Raw genomic sequence first — 16,194 nt, 5'->3', positions numbered from 1 at the left:
GGCGGCCGTATGACTGCATTAGAGACTAGCAATCTAACCTTGGCTTATAACGAAAACATCATAATTAATCAGTTAAACCTTCAAATTCCGAAAGGGAAGATTACCGTTTTTATCGGGAGTAATGGCTGCGGGAAATCCACACTGCTGAGATCTATGGCCCGACTTCTCAAACCAAAGGATGGGGTAGTCCTCCTTGAGACAAAAGATATGTTAGCTCAATCTACGAAGGAGGTGGCAAAGAAGCTTGCCATCTTGCCGCAGTCTCCAGTAGCCCCAGAAGGCTTAACTGTCCTTCAGTTGGTTAAACAAGGACGGTTTCCCTATCAAAACTGGCTTCGGCAGTGGTCTGAGCAGGATGAGCAAGCCGTAATTCAAGCGCTTGAATCAACAAATACCCGAGACTTTGCCGAAAAACAAGTGGAGATGCTCTCAGGTGGACAACGTCAAAGAGCGTGGATCGCCATGGTACTTGCACAAGGAACCGAAATGATTTTGCTGGATGAGCCCACGACTTATCTTGATCTGAGTCACCAAATAGAGGTTTTAGATATTTTATACGATCTAAACAAAAAGGAACAGCGAACCATTGTCATGGTTTTGCATGACCTGAATTTAGCCTGTCGTTATGCCGATCATCTCGTTGCGGTTCATGATAAAACTGTTTTTTCGCAAGGGAAACCGAAAGAGGTTCTGACCGAAGAGATGGTTCGAAGGGTTTTCAATATGGAGAGTCGAATTATCAATGACCCTATTTATGGAACCCCAATGTGTATCCCGATGAGTAGGACTCAGAAACCGGAAGTGAGTTGATCATCCTATGTATACAGTTAGGTATTCTAACGACGAGAAGGGGGAACGTTACCTTACTATTTCTCAGGGAGAAAAGCATGAAACCATTCGCATCAAACCCGTATGCTGTGAGAAGTATTTAGAACCCGATAAAGGATTATGTACTGGTTGTCCGGAGTTGGAAGAGGAAGAGCGGATTTCTCGTTTGCTGCTAAGAATCCAACAGAAAACTTGATAGGGTAGAATTGAAATTTGAAGAACTTACGAAGAGACTCACTTTTTAGGATGAAAGAAAAATGATTAAATGGATGACACAAAGAAAAGAACTTAAATCATTTGCACTTTGCTATAGCAATTTTCGGGTGTATACAATAGGCAGTTTAATTACCCGAGGTGGGGATTGGATGGACCTTGTGGCTCTGAATTGGGCGGTCCTGCAATTGACGGGATCTGCATTATATCTTGGACTCATCAGTGCTTGCCGTCTTCTTCCTGTCTTTTCAATGAGTGTTCCAGCAGGGGCTTTGGCTGATCGTTATAATAAGAGAAAACTTTTACTTGGTTTAGAAACGGGATATATGTTCTTCACCATTACTTTGGTACTATTGCTCATGTACAGTGGCCCTTTTTGGTTATTTGCGTTGATTGTCACTTTGCGCTCAGTATTCAGTACAATGGGTTTAACTGTTCGTAATGCTTTTATTCCGAGTCTTGTCCCTCCAGTAGCCCTCTCTAGTGCAATCGCTTTGAATGCAACAATCGCCAATCTGTCGGGGATTGTTGGCCCGGCTTTGGCTGGCTTTCTATTAACTATCCTTGAGCCTGTAAGCATTTTTCAGATATCAGCCTTAACAAGTATAGCGGTTATAGGTTCACTAGTTTGGGTTAGGCCAATGGAGACGTTACCCGAACAAAAGCGTCATGAGAATGCGGGTATTATGGAAGCGATAAACTTCATACATTTCAATTCGGTTGTCAAATCGCTTTTGGTGCTGGCGATTGTGCCGATGCTTTTGGGATTTCCATATACCAGTATGATGCCAATTTTCAGCAAGGAATTATTGAACGTTGGTCCAGATGGACTCGGCATTTTACTTGGAGTGTCGGGCGCGGGAGCACTTACTGCATCAGCCAGCCTATCTTGGTTAAACGTTAAGAACAATCATGGTAAAATTCTTATCGTTTCTAGCATAGGATTCGGGATTGCCTTAATTTTGTTTGCTTTGTCGCGACGGATGGAGCTCGCCTTAATGGCCATGTATGGTGTGGGACTTTTGGGGCAGACATACCGTACCATGAGTCGAATTACCTTACAACACGCTGTGCCGGACCATTTAATTGGAAGAGTCTTGGGTATTGCTTTAATGGATCGTGGGTTCATTGCCATCGGAGCGATATTCGTCGGATGGCTAGCTAGTTATGCAGGAAGCTTTGTGGCGGCATTGTTTATGGGGGTAGGAAGCGCTTTGATTATTTTTATTATAGTTTTGATTAATCCTAGGATCTTACAGCTCTAATCGACACTAGGGTTGTAGATAATTTTTTGTCAAGAGTTTTAGAATATCCCATAACGGCAAAACTACACCGTTATGGGATTTTTTTAACCTTATAGGAAATTCCAATATGAGAGATTCTTTGTCACATATTGATATTTTTCGATATGAAGCATATAATAGAACATATTTATAAATTTAGATATGAGGTGTTAGTTGTGGACACAGAAAACTTATATGAAAGTAACGCAAAAGTGTTTAAAGCACTCTGCGATCCAAATCGGCTAATGATTATTGAAATGCTGCAAAGTGGCGAAAGATGTGCTTGTGAGATTTTGGAGGATCTTAATATCGGGCAATCCACTTTGTCACACCACATGAAAATACTTATCGAATCAGGAATTGTAGGAGGTCGGCGAGAAGGAAAATGGATGTTCTACTCTTTAAGCCAGGAAGGGTGCGAATCTGCTAAAACATTACTAAATGAACTTGTAGCTTTAAAAGGAAACAATAACGAAGGAGGGCGAAAATGTGAGTGCTAAAAGCAAATCACGGCTATCTTTTCTTGACCGATTTTTGACCTTATGGATTTTTCTTGCTATGGGAGTTGGAGTCTTAGGGGGATTCCTATTCCCAAATCTCGCAACATCTTTAGAAAGAATGAGCACCGGCACGATTTCATGGCCCATAGCAATTGGACTGATTATTATGATGTACCCGCCGCTTACGAAAATAAAGTACGAAGAAATAGGCAAGGTAGCAAGAAATAAAAAGGTACTTGCACTTTCATTAGTCCAAAACTGGATTATAGGCCCATTATTAATGTTTGTCCTAGCGGTATTATTGCTACCCGATATGCCAAACTACGCGATAGGGCTAATTATTATTGGGCTAGCTCGTTGTATTGCGATGGTAATTCTTTGGAATACCCTTGCCAAAGGGGATAACGAATATTGCGCTGCCCTTGTGGCTTTGAATTCAATCTTTCAGATTCTCTTCTATTCAGTATATATATATTTCTTTGTCACTGTTTTACCTCAATGGTTAGGACTCTCTTGGGGAGGTCAAGTCGTTCATGTTTCAATCGGTGATGTTGCTCAGAGCGTTTTAATATATTTAGGTATTCCCTTTGCTGCTGGATTTCTAACGAGGTTTATTTTATTAAGGGTTAAGAATAAAGAGTGGTATGAAAAAATCTTTATTCCTAAAATCTCTCCCCTTGCTTTGATCGCTTTATTGTACACGATTATTGTAATGTTTGTATTAAAAGGACAGTTTATTGTGACGCTTCCGCTTCATGTTTTACGGATTGCCATTCCTCTCTTAATCTATTTCGCTGTTATGTTCTTAGTCAGCTTTTATATGTCCTATAAGCAGGGAATTAATTACGAGCAGACTGTGACACTTTCTTTTACTGCTGCAAGCAATAACTTTGAGCTGGCTATTGCTGTTGCCGTTGCAGTCTTTGGAATTTCTTCTGACCAAGCCTTTGCCGCAGTGATTGGGCCTCTCATTGAAGTGCCGGTCATGATTTCGCTAGTAAATCTTGCTTTATCCTTTAAACGAAAGTATTTCGATAAGAATGGGGCTTCGAAGCTGACTCATATAAAATAGTAGAAGGAGAGATTGATTATGAAAAGAATGCAAATCTTCGAACCCGCGATGTGTTGCCCTACGGGTCTATGTGGTGTGGGTGTTGACCAAGAATTGCTAAGAATTTCAACTGTTCTTAATGCTATAAAGAAAAATGGAATTGAAGTTGACCGATTTAATCTAACAAGTGCCCCAATGGAGTTTGTCAATAATAAAGCAATTAATGATTTACTCAACTCCAAGGGGATTGATGAATTACCGGCCACTGTTTTAGATGGTGAGATTTTGATTACGGGTAGATATCCTACTAATGAAGAGTTTGCAAAGCTACTTGATATACCAAGTGATTTATTAAATGAACAGCCAAATCCCTTTAAAATGATTCAGACGAATAATGGGGGATGTTGTTAGAATGGATACTTTTAATCCCCAAAAGATTAAGCTCACAAAATATCTATTTTATACAGGTAAAGGCGGTGTAGGTAAAACCTCAACCGCTTGCGCAACTGCGGTTAACCTCGCAGACGACGGCAAAAAGGTATTTCTCATTAGTACCGACCCCGCCTCAAACCTGCAGGACGTTTTTAACCAAGAACTAAATAATAAAGGTGTCCCCATTCCAGAAGTACCGAATCTTGTTGTAGCAAATCTCGATCCGGTTCAGGCTGCTGCGGAATATCGGGAAAGTGTAATCGCTCCCTACCGCGGTAAACTTCCTGATGTGGTAATCCAAAATATGGAGGAACAGCTTTCGGGCTCTTGCACGGTTGAAATTGCAGCATTTAATGAGTTCTCGAATTTTATAACAGATGGAAAAATGCAAGAGCACTATGACTATATCATTTTCGATACTGCACCCACCGGTCATACTCTCAGAATGCTTCAACTTCCCTCGGCGTGGAGTAATTTCATCAGTGAAAATACTCATGGCGCGTCCTGCTTAGGGCAGCTTTCCGGTTTAGAAAGCAAAAAAGAGATATACAAAAGGGCCGTTGAAACCTTAGCTGATGATCAATTGACGACCCTCATTCTGGTTTCACGTCCCGAAGAAACACCACTTAAAGAAGCAGAGAGAGCGTCTAAAGAGCTTGCGGCTATCGGAGTCAAAAATCAGACTTTAATTATTAACGGGGTTCTAACCTTGTACGATGATGCTATTTCTGAGAGCCTTTATCACAAGCAGCAGAAAGCACTTGCCGAAATGCCGCAACATTTGCAGGACATTAACTCTTATACTGTACCACTTAGAGCGTATAACATCACAGGAATGGACAATGTTCGAGCATTGCTGATCGAGGATAATTTCGTCATTCGTGAGGAAAAGATTAAGGCTCAGAGAATCCCAGAGCTTAATGATGTCATCGATGATTTAGATAACACTCATAAGAAGGTTATCTTTACAATGGGTAAAGGCGGTGTAGGAAAAACCACGATTGCTGCTGCAATTGCTCTAGGATTATCCTCCAGAGGCAAAAAAGTACACCTAACCACTACTGACCCTGCGGCTCATCTCAGATTTGTAATCGAAGAAAAGAGTGGCATTACCTTAAGCCATATTGATGAACAAGCAGAGCTGAAAAAGTATCAAGATGAAGTACTTTCCAAGGCGAGAGAAACGATGTCAGAAGAAGATATCGCTTATATCGAGGAAGATTTACGTTCCCCTTGTACGCAGGAAATCGCCGTATTTAGAGCATTTGCTGAAATTGTAGAGAAAGCTGAGGATCAAGTCGTTGTTATTGACACAGCACCAACCGGCCACACGCTTCTACTACTGGATTCCACTCAAAGCTATCATCAGGAGATTAAGCGCTCACAGGGTGATATTCCTGAATCCGTGAAGAAGCTGCTGCCGAGGCTCCGTAATGTTGAGGAGACGGAAGTCCTCATTGTCACGCTTGCAGAAGCCACACCTGTGTTTGAAGCAATGCGTCTGGAAGAAGATTTGAAACGTGCAAACATTCCAACAAAATGGTGGATTATTAATTCTTCACTCTATCAAACAGGAACAATAAATCAACTTTTGGCAGCGAAGGCAAGTCATGAGATCGAGTGGATTAATAAAGTGGATGAGCACTCAAAAGGAGACTTTGCGGTAATTGCTTGGAGTGCAGATGAAATTAAAGGGGAAAAGTTACTGGACCTCTAGCTAACTTAAACTACATTAAATTTGATGAGGTGATTTATGAATAAACCAAAGGTTGCGTTTGTTTGTGTTCATAATTCCTGTCGTTCACAGATGGCAGAGGCTATTTCGAAAATTATTGCTTCAGACAGTTTTGAAGCTTATTCAGCTGGCACTGAAACAAAGCCACAGATTAATCAAGATGCAGTAGCTGTAATCCATGATCTTTATGGCGTGGATATGAACAAGACCCAAAAATCTAAATTGATATCTGATATTCCACCTGTCGATGTTGTAATTACCATGGGATGTAACGTGAACTGTCCTTTCCTACCTTGTAAATACAGAGAGGACTGGGGCTTAGAAGATCCAACGGGTAAAGAAAAACAGGAATTTATAAAAACTGCTAAAATAATTGAGCAAAAGGTCTTAGACCTTAAGAGTCGGATAAATAGTTTATACTAATAAAATTACGCTAATTACCCTGGATGGATTAAGTTTATAAATAAAGTATGAGATTTAAAACTTGATATTTTCCTCCTTAAAGAAGCTCGGAACAGTAAAATGGACCCTATAAGATAGATAGTTAAAAAAGAGGCCTCTTTTTTAGAATGTCCTTGACATTGGGTCCACTCTATAAAGCCTGGTAGATATCTAAGCTTCTTTTTTTATAAGTAGGACTCTTGACATATCAAAATTATTTGATATGATAGAGGTATGAAAGATGTAGTGAAAGTTTCAAAAGCATTAAGTGATCCCATTCGTTATCGTATTCTAGCAATGTTGATGAAGAATGAAAAAGGGGAGCTAAAAGATGTATGTTGTAATTCCCCAGAGGAAGGAGTCTGTAATTGTGATATTGTAACAGCATTCGGGTTGATTCAATCTAGGGTTTCTTATCATATGAAAGAGTTAACCGATGCTGGATTAGTGAAGGAAGAATCGAGGGGAAAATGGAAATATTATAGCCTCAATAGAAAGACGCTTAGGGAGTTCATCGATCAGATAGCTTTGGACTATAAACTATAGCCTCTTTTTTTAATCGGACATATCAAAAAATATTGATATGATACAAATTCTAAAGGGGGAAAAGCATTATGGAAGACTTGCGAGAAACGGTAAGAGAAAAGTATGCGTTAGCAATTACAAATCGGAATCAAGGATGTTGTGGAAGTAGCGGGTGTTGTTCTGATCCCTTAAGCAATGAAAAGGATCTAGTTACAAGTAATCTCTACAATGAAGGGGATTTACACGGATTAGATCCGGATTTAGTAGCCAATTCCTTTGGTTGTGGAAATCCAACGGCGTTGGCAACCTTAAATCCGGGAGATGTAGTTCTGGATTTAGGAAGTGGTGCAGGCTTGGATGTACTCCTCTCAGCAAGAAGAGTAGGGCTAACTGGTAAAGCATATGGTCTTGATATGACGGATGAAATGCTTGCGGTCGCTAGGGAAAAACAGAAAAAGTCTGGGGTCCCTAATGCCGAGTTCTTAAAAGGACACATTGAAGATATACCTCTACCAAATAACTCCGTTGACGTAATCATTTCTAATTGTGTTATTAACCTTTCAGGTGATAAGGATCAAGTATTAGGAGAAGCGTTTCGAGTATTAAAACCTGGTGGTAGATTCGCTGTATCAGATATAGTTTTGAAGATGACTCTGCCTGAAAAAGTAAGAGACGATATGTTAGCATGGGCGGGGTGTGTATCAGGTGCATTGTTGGAAGAAGAGTATCGGGAAAAACTCTCCAAAGTGGGGTTTGAGAATATAACGGTTCAAGTAACACGCGAGTATGATCTTTCAGATCCAAATTTGAGAGGTATGCTTAAGGAGTTATCAGATGCGGAAATTAAAGAATTCCAAGGAGCAGTAGTTAGTGCTTTCATACGAGCTTTAAAGCCTGAGAAATGAAATCCTCTGAATCATTAAGCCTACAAATGGAATTTGAGGTGGATGGAGTTTTCGTAGGGGCTTATATCAAGCTCGTAAATAAGGAGGAGTAAAAATGTTATTTATCGTGGTACTATTTATTGCTGCTATTGCAGTTATGGGCTTGTTCGGTAGTGATAACAGAAAAAAAGTACTCGAGGATTTTTGTAAGGTTGAATGTAAACAGGATATAAAAAGACAGTATAAATTCTGCTGTTAGTTGGGATAAGATATGGATAGCAAAAGTTTATTTTAAAAAAATCGTAAATCAATGGGATACCATACGGGAGGCGTATCGGTCGGCAAGATCTTAAATGATTCCATTCATATTTGTCAGCTGATCCAATCAAAGATTAATATACTAAGGGCCTTGGCAATTGCCAAAGCCTTTAGTCATATCATAAGAGAGGATAATACTGGTTGTTGTTGAACTTATTTATTAATGGAAGACTTTTTACTCAATGAAATTATTAGGTATAAGGGAAACGGGGATGCTACGATTGGACACATCAAATGTATCTTTCCAGCAGATTTATATTGATAACTACAAAAAAGTCTTAACCTTTATGTATCAAGTTACAGCCAACTTAACTCTAGCTGAGGATCTAAGCCAAGAGACATTCATACGCGCTTATTATAAGTTGAAGGATTTCCGGGGGGATTCCAGTGTTATCGTTTGGCTAAATAAAATTGGATATAATCTCTTTTTGGACTTTCAAAGGAAGAAGAGGCTGAATACCGTTTCGTCTGACTTGGATGAAATTCGGTCCCTTATAGTTAGTGGAAATGCTAACTTAGAGTTGGATATAGATCAAAAACTAATGTCCGAGTGCGTTCAGAGTAAGATCCTTACAATCCCGAAGAACTATCGTATTCCTTTATATCTAGATATGGAAGGTTACAGTAATAAGGAAATAGCTGCTATTCTAAATTGTTCACTAGAAAATGTAAAGATCCGATTGTCACGCGGAAGAAAGAAGTTAAAAGACATATTAGCAAAAGAATGTAGCTTCTACCATGATGAACGAAATGTATTCTGCTGCGTTCCATTGATAAAAATCGATGAGTCACAAACTTCTTGACAATAGGTGTATCTTTTTATGCGAAAATCTCGTCTCTCTATATAAAAGGAGGGAGGAGAATTTTATGAATGAATGTTACAATGAGGAAATAGGTTGCGTTAGTGCTTGTTATGGAGGATGTGAAAGTTCAAGAGTTTGTAGTGATGGTATAAGGTATGTTGCAAAGCAGATGGCTCAACCGCCTAAAAAAGCAATCATTTCGTGCGAAGGTGGTTGTATTAAAGGTGAGATTGCGCGGGTAACAGCAAATCTACTTGCTTATCGTCTTAAACGCGAAGAGGCTGTTAGAATTTGCTTAGGTGACGCGGCTACGGGGAATTCGGGATTCCTTGAGCTAATCAATAGAGCGCCACAGGTACTCGCCATCGAGGGCTGTCCACTTCAATGTGGTACGGAGATTATACGGAAGAGAATCAAAGAATTTACCCCTGTAGTTATTGACGTAAGCCAATTATATGAATTTGATAGGAATAAGTATTTCGAAATATTTGATATGCCTCGTGAAGAAATTGAGGAACATGCAGAAAAAGTTGCTACTCATATAGTTGCAAATTATTTTTAGAGATTGAATATATGCAAAGGAGGTGAATTGCAATGGCAAATTGCGAACAGTGTGGAGTGGAAGTTCTAGAGGATGAACTCTATGAAGATAATGGGTTAAAGGTATGTGAGGATTGTAAGATAAATGGGATAAAGCGTCCTGAAGTTAAAATAAATTTATAAGGACTAAAATGAGAATGTGCTATATATCCACAAATATATTGCACATTTTTTTTACCTAGGGCTTGCTAAAATCTCAAAAAATCCTTATTTTACAAGGGTTTGAGGGCGTTTTTGTCGAATATATGTGCATGGAAAAACAATTTTACCTCTAAAAAACCTTGCACATGGAGGCTGAAAAGATGTACCGAAAGCCCGATCCGCAAATTACAATCGATGATTTCATTCTACCCTTCTCGGGTAAGCTCAGTGCCGAGAATCGTTGGGTAAAATTGGCTAAAATTATCCCCTGGGATGAAATCGAGGAAGAATACGCTTTTATGTTTCCCAGTGATCGAGGGAATGTGGCTAAACCTGTCCGCATGGCTCTTGGATCGTTAATAATACAGGCCCGTTGTGGCTATACCGACCGCGAAGCGGTGCAACAGATCACGGAGAACCCCTATCTGCAATACTTCATTGGTCTGAAGGAATATCAGTTAACCCAACCCTTTACCCCTGTTGCGATGGTTAAATTTCGTAAACGCTTCAATGCCAAACGGTTAGCTAAAATCAACGAGCGTATCATGGCCGTCGAAACGGCACTAAAAGCAGCACAAAGCGAAAAACGGGAAGACCACGACGACAACGACAATGATCCTCAAGGCGGATCCGGTCAAGTGATTCCAGCTGAGCCTGTCGAAAGCAGGGCTGAAAACGAGGAGAGCTCGGAGAATACTACAGAAGATAGACCTAACCAAGGAACGTTAATTCTCGATGCAACCTGCACCCCTGCCGACGTTCGATTTCCAACAGACTTGGGTTTATTGAATGAAGCCAGAGAAAAACTTGATGAAATCGTTGATACACTTCATAGCGCCAATGGAAAAGAACAGAGAAGACCCAGAACCTATCGTGAGAAAGCTCGGAAAGACTATTTGAATGTTTCCAAACAAAAGAGTCCCCAAAAAAACCAACTCCGAAAAGCCATTAGGAAACAATTGCAATACGCAAGACGGAACCTGAGAATTGTCGACCGAATGCTCCAAGAATCAGCTGCAGGAATCGAGCAGTTAAGCAAGCGACACCAAAAACTACTCACCACGATTCGAACGTTACTTGATCAGCAAGGCAAGATGTACAAAACAAAGATTCACCGAGTAGAAGATCGTATCGTAAACCTCTATCAACCGCATGTGAGACCCATCGTCCGAGGTAAAGCCGGAGCAGCAGTAGAGTTTGGAGCCAAGGTAGCCATCAGTCTTGAAAACGGATACAGCCGAATAGAGAAACTGTCCTGGGATCCCTTTAACGAAGCAAACACCCTGATTCAAAGCTTAGAGGGCTACAAGAGTCGAAATGGCTGTTATCCAGAGGCAGTTCTAGCCGACCGCATCTATAGAAATCGAGAGAATTTGGCCTATTGCAAAAAACATGGGATCCGACTCAGTGGACCGAAACTTGGCAGACCGATCGCGAAAGCCTTGATAAAGAAAGCAGAAAAGAGAATCGAAAGACAAGATGCCAGCGAACGGAATGCAGTTGAAGGCAAGTTTGGTGAAGGGAAAAGGAAATATGGACTCGCTCGAATCGCTGCAAAGCTAGAAGAAACAGCAGAGAGCATGATTGCTATGCAATTCTTGGTGATGAACTTAGAGCATAAGCTCAGAGTTCTTTTTGTCCAAATTTTGAGCTGGATGTTTTGGAAAGATAATGACATAATTTTGGCTAATTGAAATCAAAATCAGGGTTTGGCTAGCAAGCCCTACCTAGCAAGTTTTTTTTTGCCCAATCAAACGTCATGTAAGGGCGTGGGGATAATGGTCTACCTTTTGTTGATGTCAACAAAGGGTAGACCATTTTATGTCTATAATGTCAAGTTGGAAGATTTTGCACCCGACTAGAGGGCTGTAGTGGTTGAAGAGAAGTTTTGGATCGTCAAATTTTGTATCCTTTTTTTATATTAATTCGTCTATAGCTTTAAAAGGAATTTATCTATGGAAGAGAGATTCACTTATAATACTAATTCTAAACTAAATGTGGAGGGATGTAATGCTATTTCAGTTAATAAAGTTCGAGGATAAAATTGCGAAGTACAAAGGAAGAAAACCGAAGGAGGAAATATTATGACAGCTAACAATATCATTGGTACTGAACATTGGGTTGAGCATGACGGAATTAGGTTATATATTTGGGAAAAATATCAAGAAGGATTTTCAGAAAGGCCAATTGTTGTCCTTGCGCATGGTTCAGCAACAGCAGGGCGAGAGAGTTTTGACCTGCAAATATCAGGTAAGCCTTCTTTCAGTCTTATGGACTATCTGGCTAAAGAGGGGTTTGATGTATTTGCTTTGGATGTCAGAGGATTTGGTCGTTCATCCCATCCAGAAGGACACATTTCGACTTGGGATGCAAGCGAAGACCTTAATACAGCAGTAGATTACATTATGCAGCTAAGAAATGCACAAAGAGTTAATCTTCTAGGCTGGTCATGGGGGACTCAGTATGGTGGGATGTTTATTATGGCTCATCCTATGAAAACGGAAACGTATATAAGTTATGCTCAGATGCATATCAACAGTCCTGACATCGCCAGGAGGAGACCAAAAATTGAGTTTTTCCGGAAAAATCCCTATATTAGCATTCCCGAGGCCGGATGGAAAGGACGTTTCTACTCGATGACTCCAGCAGAAGTCAATGATTCCGAGATTATTGACGGTTATGCTAAGGCAGCCAATAAAATTGAGATAAAGTCTCCGAATGGGCCCCAACTTGATATGGTTACTATCATGCCGATGGTTAATCCCTGTCTCTTACCTATCCCTACAATGATCATTCATGGTGAATATGATGATGTTGCTGATTTGGAGGGGTTGCTTCCCTTTTTTAAACAGCTCCCGAATCCGTACAAACGTTATGTCGTAATACCTGATGCCGGACACATGATGCATCTCCAAAAAGGGCATCTGCTTTTTCAGCAAGAGGTTGCCAGTTTCTTTAAAGTCTCTAATCAGGAAATTTAAGTAGCAAAGAATTAATAATAAACTACAATAGACAAAACTGCTATAAGGAGTGATTCGATGAAGCCTATTTATTTCGACCATTCAGCTACTACTCCGGTTGATCCCGAGGTTGCAGCATTAATGATGGAATACATTGCCGAGAACTACGGCAATCCGTCAAGTTTTCATAGTTTTGGTCGTGAAGCCCGTAAGGCCGTTGGAGAAGCCCGAGAAAAGGTGGCAGCATTGATCGGAGCAAATGCTAACGAAATTTATTTTACCAGCGGGGGTACCGAATCGAATAATCTTGCCATCAAGGGTGTGGCTTTGGCCAACTTGAAAAAAGGCAATCATATTATTACTTCTGCTATTGAACATCACGCAGTGATTCATACTTGCCAATTTCTCGAAAAAAATGGTTTTAAGGTTTCTTATCTGCCTGTAGATAAATACGGAATGGTTCGGGTAGACGACCTAAAGAAGGAAATTACTAACAAAACAGTTCTAATAAGTATTATGTATGCCAATAATGAAGTAGGCACCATCCAACCTATTAGGGAAATAGGCGCGATAGCACGAGAAAAGGGAATATACTTTCATACAGACGCTGTGGGGGCAGCAGGAAATTATCCCATAAATGTGAAAGAAACTAGGATCGACTTACTAACTATTTCCGGACATAAATTCCAAGCACCCAAAGGGATAGGTGCCTTGTATATTCACCGTGGTGTTAGGATCGAGTCTATCCAGCATGGTGCCGTACAAGAAAACCATATGAGGGCAGGGACAGAGAATGTCCCTGGAATTGTTAGCTTAGGTAAGGCTTGTGAAATTGCTAAACGTGATATGGATTACAAGACAGTTTATGTATCCAGACTTCGGGATAAAATCATTCAGAAGGTTATGTTGAAAATTCCATATGTTAAATTAAATGGTCATCCAACTTTTCGAGTACCGGGTAACGTCAATTTGAGTTTTAAAGGCGTAGAAGGAGAGTCTCTGATTTTGGGTCTTGAACTTAAGGGTATTGCCGTATCTAGTGGTTCAGCCTGTTCGTCAGGATCACTTGATCCTTCTCATGTCCTCTCGGCTATGGGGTTGACCCATGAGGAGGCTCACGGTTCGCTTAGGATTACATTAGGACGAAGTAATACAGATGAAGAGGTTGATTATTTTCTGGATGTTTTGCCTGACATTGTTAAGAGGCTACGCGACTTATCTCCTTTGTCTATAGGAGAATGAACTTCCGATTATTCATAAAAACATAAGATCAAGCCCTCCCTCGTGAAGTTTGGGCCTAGTGGAATCGTAGGGAAAGATTAAGATAGAACAACCACGGCTTGATCATTTTCGGCACGTGGTTGTTTTTCTAGCTGTATCTTTTTAATCATAACTTTCGTCTATAAAAGTAGAGGAGGTGAAAACAATGATGTTGGATATAAAAACAAAAATGTTAATAGCATTGGGGGCTTCTGTTTCGGCGAATTGTCATCCCTGCTTACAAAATAATATAAAAAAGGCTATTCAGGCAGGACTTACAGAACAAGAAATTAAAGATGCAATTGAAGTGGGAATGACAATTAGGAGTGGAGCGGCCAGCAGCATGGATAAACTTATTGCAAACTCCAGTGAATATCAGCCCAACGAATCTAAAGGAGGTAAATGTTGCTGTTAACTATTTAATTGAAGATTAAAATCACCCATTGTACATCACTTCCGATAAAACATATTTCTATAAGGTCAGAAATTTTCCTTTTTGGACAAACTTTATTAATTTTAATGAAAAAGTAGGCGCCGATTTTATAGATGTTAAAAGGTCGATTTAAGACAAACTTAATTTTCACTTTACAGTATGTTGTGTTTATAAGAAATAAAGTTATACACTCAAAAATAATGTTGGAAACTGAAAAATAGAGTTAGGGAACACTTAGAAATTACTAAGGGGGCGTTGCAAAACTACTTTTAAAGTAGTTAGCGATGCCCCCTTATTACATTTGTACGTAAACCGAGAATTTAGTCAAGTAAAGTATGATTTCAGGCAAGGAAACTAGGAGTTGCAATTTTAGTAGAGAAATTTCTCTTAAAGATAAATACTGTCCAAAAACAAAATAAGAACAGATAACATAAGCGATGACTATATAGGTTATGAGGTATCTCTTATGATAAATCTTACCGAATTCAACTGCCCTAATTGTGGAAGTGGTCTTGAAGAAATCGAGCTCAGGGGAACAGAAATTTGTAAAGGTCGTTATCGTTGTATCGCTTGTCTAAAGATATTTATTAGGCCTCTCGGAAAGGAACAGTATGAGAGTTTCATGGGGTTACCCTATTTAAAAGAGACTTAGAGGAGATGTTTAAGATGATATTTGGCTCTATATTGACATTACTGATTATTATTACAGTAATTTGCATACTTGCTATATTTAGTAAACAATTTGATCCTAAACAAGCATCACAAGAAGGTGTCAGATCTAAAAATAACAGTAAAGGCTGAGCAAGATTTCCTAGATTCAATAAGCTGGCCTTATCCTCAATTTCAGATACACTAATGTTATGTTTTTAAGCATTAATAAACGTTACATAGATCTAACCCAGGGAAGGCTTTATCATTGCTCAGATCGTACGTGCAGTCTCATCATATTGACGGTGCTACTTTGGCCGTCCGAATTTTAATAGAAAAAATTAAAACCAATACCGACCAGTTAACTCTATCTTTTTAGAAAGAGCTTTCTGGTCTTATTTTGCATTATAGTTTTACCTGAGGAAAGATTGGTAATATTGGCGGGTATTTTTAAAAAGACCGCAAGCAATTTATATTTTATTCTTCCAAAAAAGGAGGAAATTTGTATCATTGGTGTAATTACTAATAATTGTTATTGTTAATTTAAGACTGGGAATAAGAGAATTTAGGAGAGTAATACGATAGTTCGTACATAACAAGTAGGAGGAAGCTCGCTCTATCACGAAATTATACTGGAGGTCTGAACAGTGGATAATATGTCATTAGGGGTTATATTGCTCTTGTCCATACCAGAAGAATTACTGATTACCGTATTTGGCTTGCTCTTATTTGGATTTGAAATTCGGCAACGTTTTGGGCAAATATTTTTAATTGCAGTTATTCAGGCTTTTATCTCCTTCTTAGTGCGGCTATTACCACTGCCGTTTGGAATTCATACTTTGATCCAAATTTTACTGTTTGCGATACCGCTACAATTGATACTGCGTTTACCTTTTTTGCATTCGTTAATATGCATTCTCATCAGTGCCACAATTTATACTGTCTTGGATGCTACGTTTATTCCGCTTCTACTTCATTTAACGGGTATTCCTTTAGAAGCAATCTTAGATAGCACGTTTTTAAGAGTGCTGTTTTTCATACCTCAAGCTTCAGCTATGCTTTTCTTAATACTCTTTGTTTACTTTTCACGATTCAAACTATTCAATATAACAAATTACAGGTTGACTAGGAGCAAGTAA

General features: G+C 39.5%; 19 protein-coding genes. All 19 read left to right on the top strand.

Features of this window, described 5'->3' with window-relative positions; all coding sequences use genetic code 11:
• Positions 1-9: 9 nt before the first annotated feature.
• The 19 genes from ACZ42W_RS20430 (at position 10) to ACZ42W_RS20340 (ending at position 16,194) form a co-directional block, all read left to right on the top strand.
• Positions 10-810 (top strand): ABC transporter ATP-binding protein, encoded by an 801-nt coding sequence (locus ACZ42W_RS20430; protein ID WP_464167097.1) that lies wholly within the window; start codon positions 10-12, stop codon positions 808-810.
• A 7-nt stretch (positions 811-817) separates the two neighbouring features.
• Positions 818-1,024, top strand: coding sequence for a hypothetical protein (locus ACZ42W_RS20425; protein WP_464167096.1), 207 nt, complete (start codon positions 818-820; stop codon positions 1,022-1,024).
• A 61-nt stretch (positions 1,025-1,085) separates the two neighbouring features.
• Positions 1,086-2,306: an MFS transporter gene (locus ACZ42W_RS20420; RefSeq protein WP_464167095.1), complete on the top strand. Its 1,221-nt coding sequence runs from the start codon at positions 1,086-1,088 to the stop codon at positions 2,304-2,306.
• 194 nt (positions 2,307-2,500) lie between these two features.
• Positions 2,501-2,824, top strand: coding sequence for an ArsR/SmtB family transcription factor (locus ACZ42W_RS20415; protein WP_464167094.1), 324 nt, complete (start codon positions 2,501-2,503; stop codon positions 2,822-2,824).
• Positions 2,814-3,896: an ACR3 family arsenite efflux transporter gene (gene arsB / locus ACZ42W_RS20410; protein ID WP_464167093.1), complete on the top strand. Its 1,083-nt coding sequence runs from the start codon at positions 2,814-2,816 to the stop codon at positions 3,894-3,896. The genes ACZ42W_RS20415 and arsB overlap by 11 nt, the downstream gene beginning before the upstream one ends.
• A gap of 18 nt (positions 3,897-3,914) precedes the next feature.
• Positions 3,915-4,286 carry an arsenite efflux transporter metallochaperone ArsD gene (arsD, locus tag ACZ42W_RS20405; RefSeq protein WP_464167092.1) on the top strand — a complete coding sequence of 124 codons (372 nt, stop codon included), beginning with the start codon at positions 3,915-3,917 and terminating at the stop codon, positions 4,284-4,286.
• 1 nt (position 4,287) lies between these two features.
• Positions 4,288-6,024 (top strand): arsenical pump-driving ATPase, encoded by a 1,737-nt coding sequence (gene arsA / locus ACZ42W_RS20400; protein ID WP_464167091.1) that lies wholly within the window; start codon positions 4,288-4,290, stop codon positions 6,022-6,024.
• A 36-nt stretch (positions 6,025-6,060) separates the two neighbouring features.
• Positions 6,061-6,465, top strand: coding sequence for an arsenate reductase ArsC (locus ACZ42W_RS20395; RefSeq protein ID WP_464167090.1), 405 nt, complete (start codon positions 6,061-6,063; stop codon positions 6,463-6,465).
• A 252-nt stretch (positions 6,466-6,717) separates the two neighbouring features.
• Positions 6,718-7,029 (top strand): ArsR/SmtB family transcription factor, encoded by a 312-nt coding sequence (locus tag ACZ42W_RS20390; RefSeq protein WP_464167089.1) that lies wholly within the window; start codon positions 6,718-6,720, stop codon positions 7,027-7,029.
• 68 nt (positions 7,030-7,097) lie between these two features.
• Positions 7,098-7,913 carry an arsenite methyltransferase gene (locus tag ACZ42W_RS20385; protein ID WP_464167088.1) on the top strand — a complete coding sequence of 272 codons (816 nt, stop codon included), beginning with the start codon at positions 7,098-7,100 and terminating at the stop codon, positions 7,911-7,913.
• A gap of 509 nt (positions 7,914-8,422) precedes the next feature.
• The gene (locus ACZ42W_RS20380; protein ID WP_464167087.1) at positions 8,423-9,013 is read left to right on the top strand and encodes an RNA polymerase sigma factor; all 591 of its coding nucleotides are present in this window, start codon (positions 8,423-8,425) and stop codon (positions 9,011-9,013) included.
• A gap of 64 nt (positions 9,014-9,077) precedes the next feature.
• On the top strand, positions 9,078-9,575 hold the full coding sequence (locus ACZ42W_RS20375) for a putative zinc-binding protein (RefSeq protein WP_464167086.1): 498 nt from the start codon (positions 9,078-9,080) through the stop codon (positions 9,573-9,575).
• Between the two features lie 32 nt (positions 9,576-9,607).
• Entirely contained in the window at positions 9,608-9,736 is a 129-nt protein-coding gene (locus tag ACZ42W_RS20370; protein ID WP_464167085.1) for a hypothetical protein, read from the top strand.
• A gap of 179 nt (positions 9,737-9,915) precedes the next feature.
• A complete protein-coding gene (locus tag ACZ42W_RS20365; RefSeq protein WP_464167084.1) occupies positions 9,916-11,448 on the top strand; it encodes an IS5 family transposase in 1,533 nt (510 codons plus the stop codon).
• A 390-nt stretch (positions 11,449-11,838) separates the two neighbouring features.
• The gene (locus tag ACZ42W_RS20360; RefSeq protein WP_464167083.1) at positions 11,839-12,735 is read left to right on the top strand and encodes an alpha/beta hydrolase; all 897 of its coding nucleotides are present in this window, start codon (positions 11,839-11,841) and stop codon (positions 12,733-12,735) included.
• 57 nt (positions 12,736-12,792) lie between these two features.
• Entirely contained in the window at positions 12,793-13,956 is a 1,164-nt protein-coding gene (nifS, locus tag ACZ42W_RS20355) for a cysteine desulfurase NifS (RefSeq protein WP_464167082.1), read from the top strand.
• 184 nt (positions 13,957-14,140) lie between these two features.
• On the top strand, positions 14,141-14,389 hold the full coding sequence (locus ACZ42W_RS20350) for a carboxymuconolactone decarboxylase family protein (protein ID WP_464167081.1): 249 nt from the start codon (positions 14,141-14,143) through the stop codon (positions 14,387-14,389).
• A gap of 484 nt (positions 14,390-14,873) precedes the next feature.
• Positions 14,874-15,059: a hypothetical protein gene (locus ACZ42W_RS20345; RefSeq protein WP_464167080.1), complete on the top strand. Its 186-nt coding sequence runs from the start codon at positions 14,874-14,876 to the stop codon at positions 15,057-15,059.
• 652 nt (positions 15,060-15,711) lie between these two features.
• Positions 15,712-16,194 (top strand): hypothetical protein, encoded by a 483-nt coding sequence (locus ACZ42W_RS20340; RefSeq protein ID WP_464171119.1) that lies wholly within the window; start codon positions 15,712-15,714, stop codon positions 16,192-16,194.

This window comes from Desulfitobacterium elongatum (genome assembly GCF_055378975.1).
The sequence above is the reverse complement of the archived record's forward strand: the minus strand, read 5'-3'. Positions and strand labels throughout refer to the sequence as shown.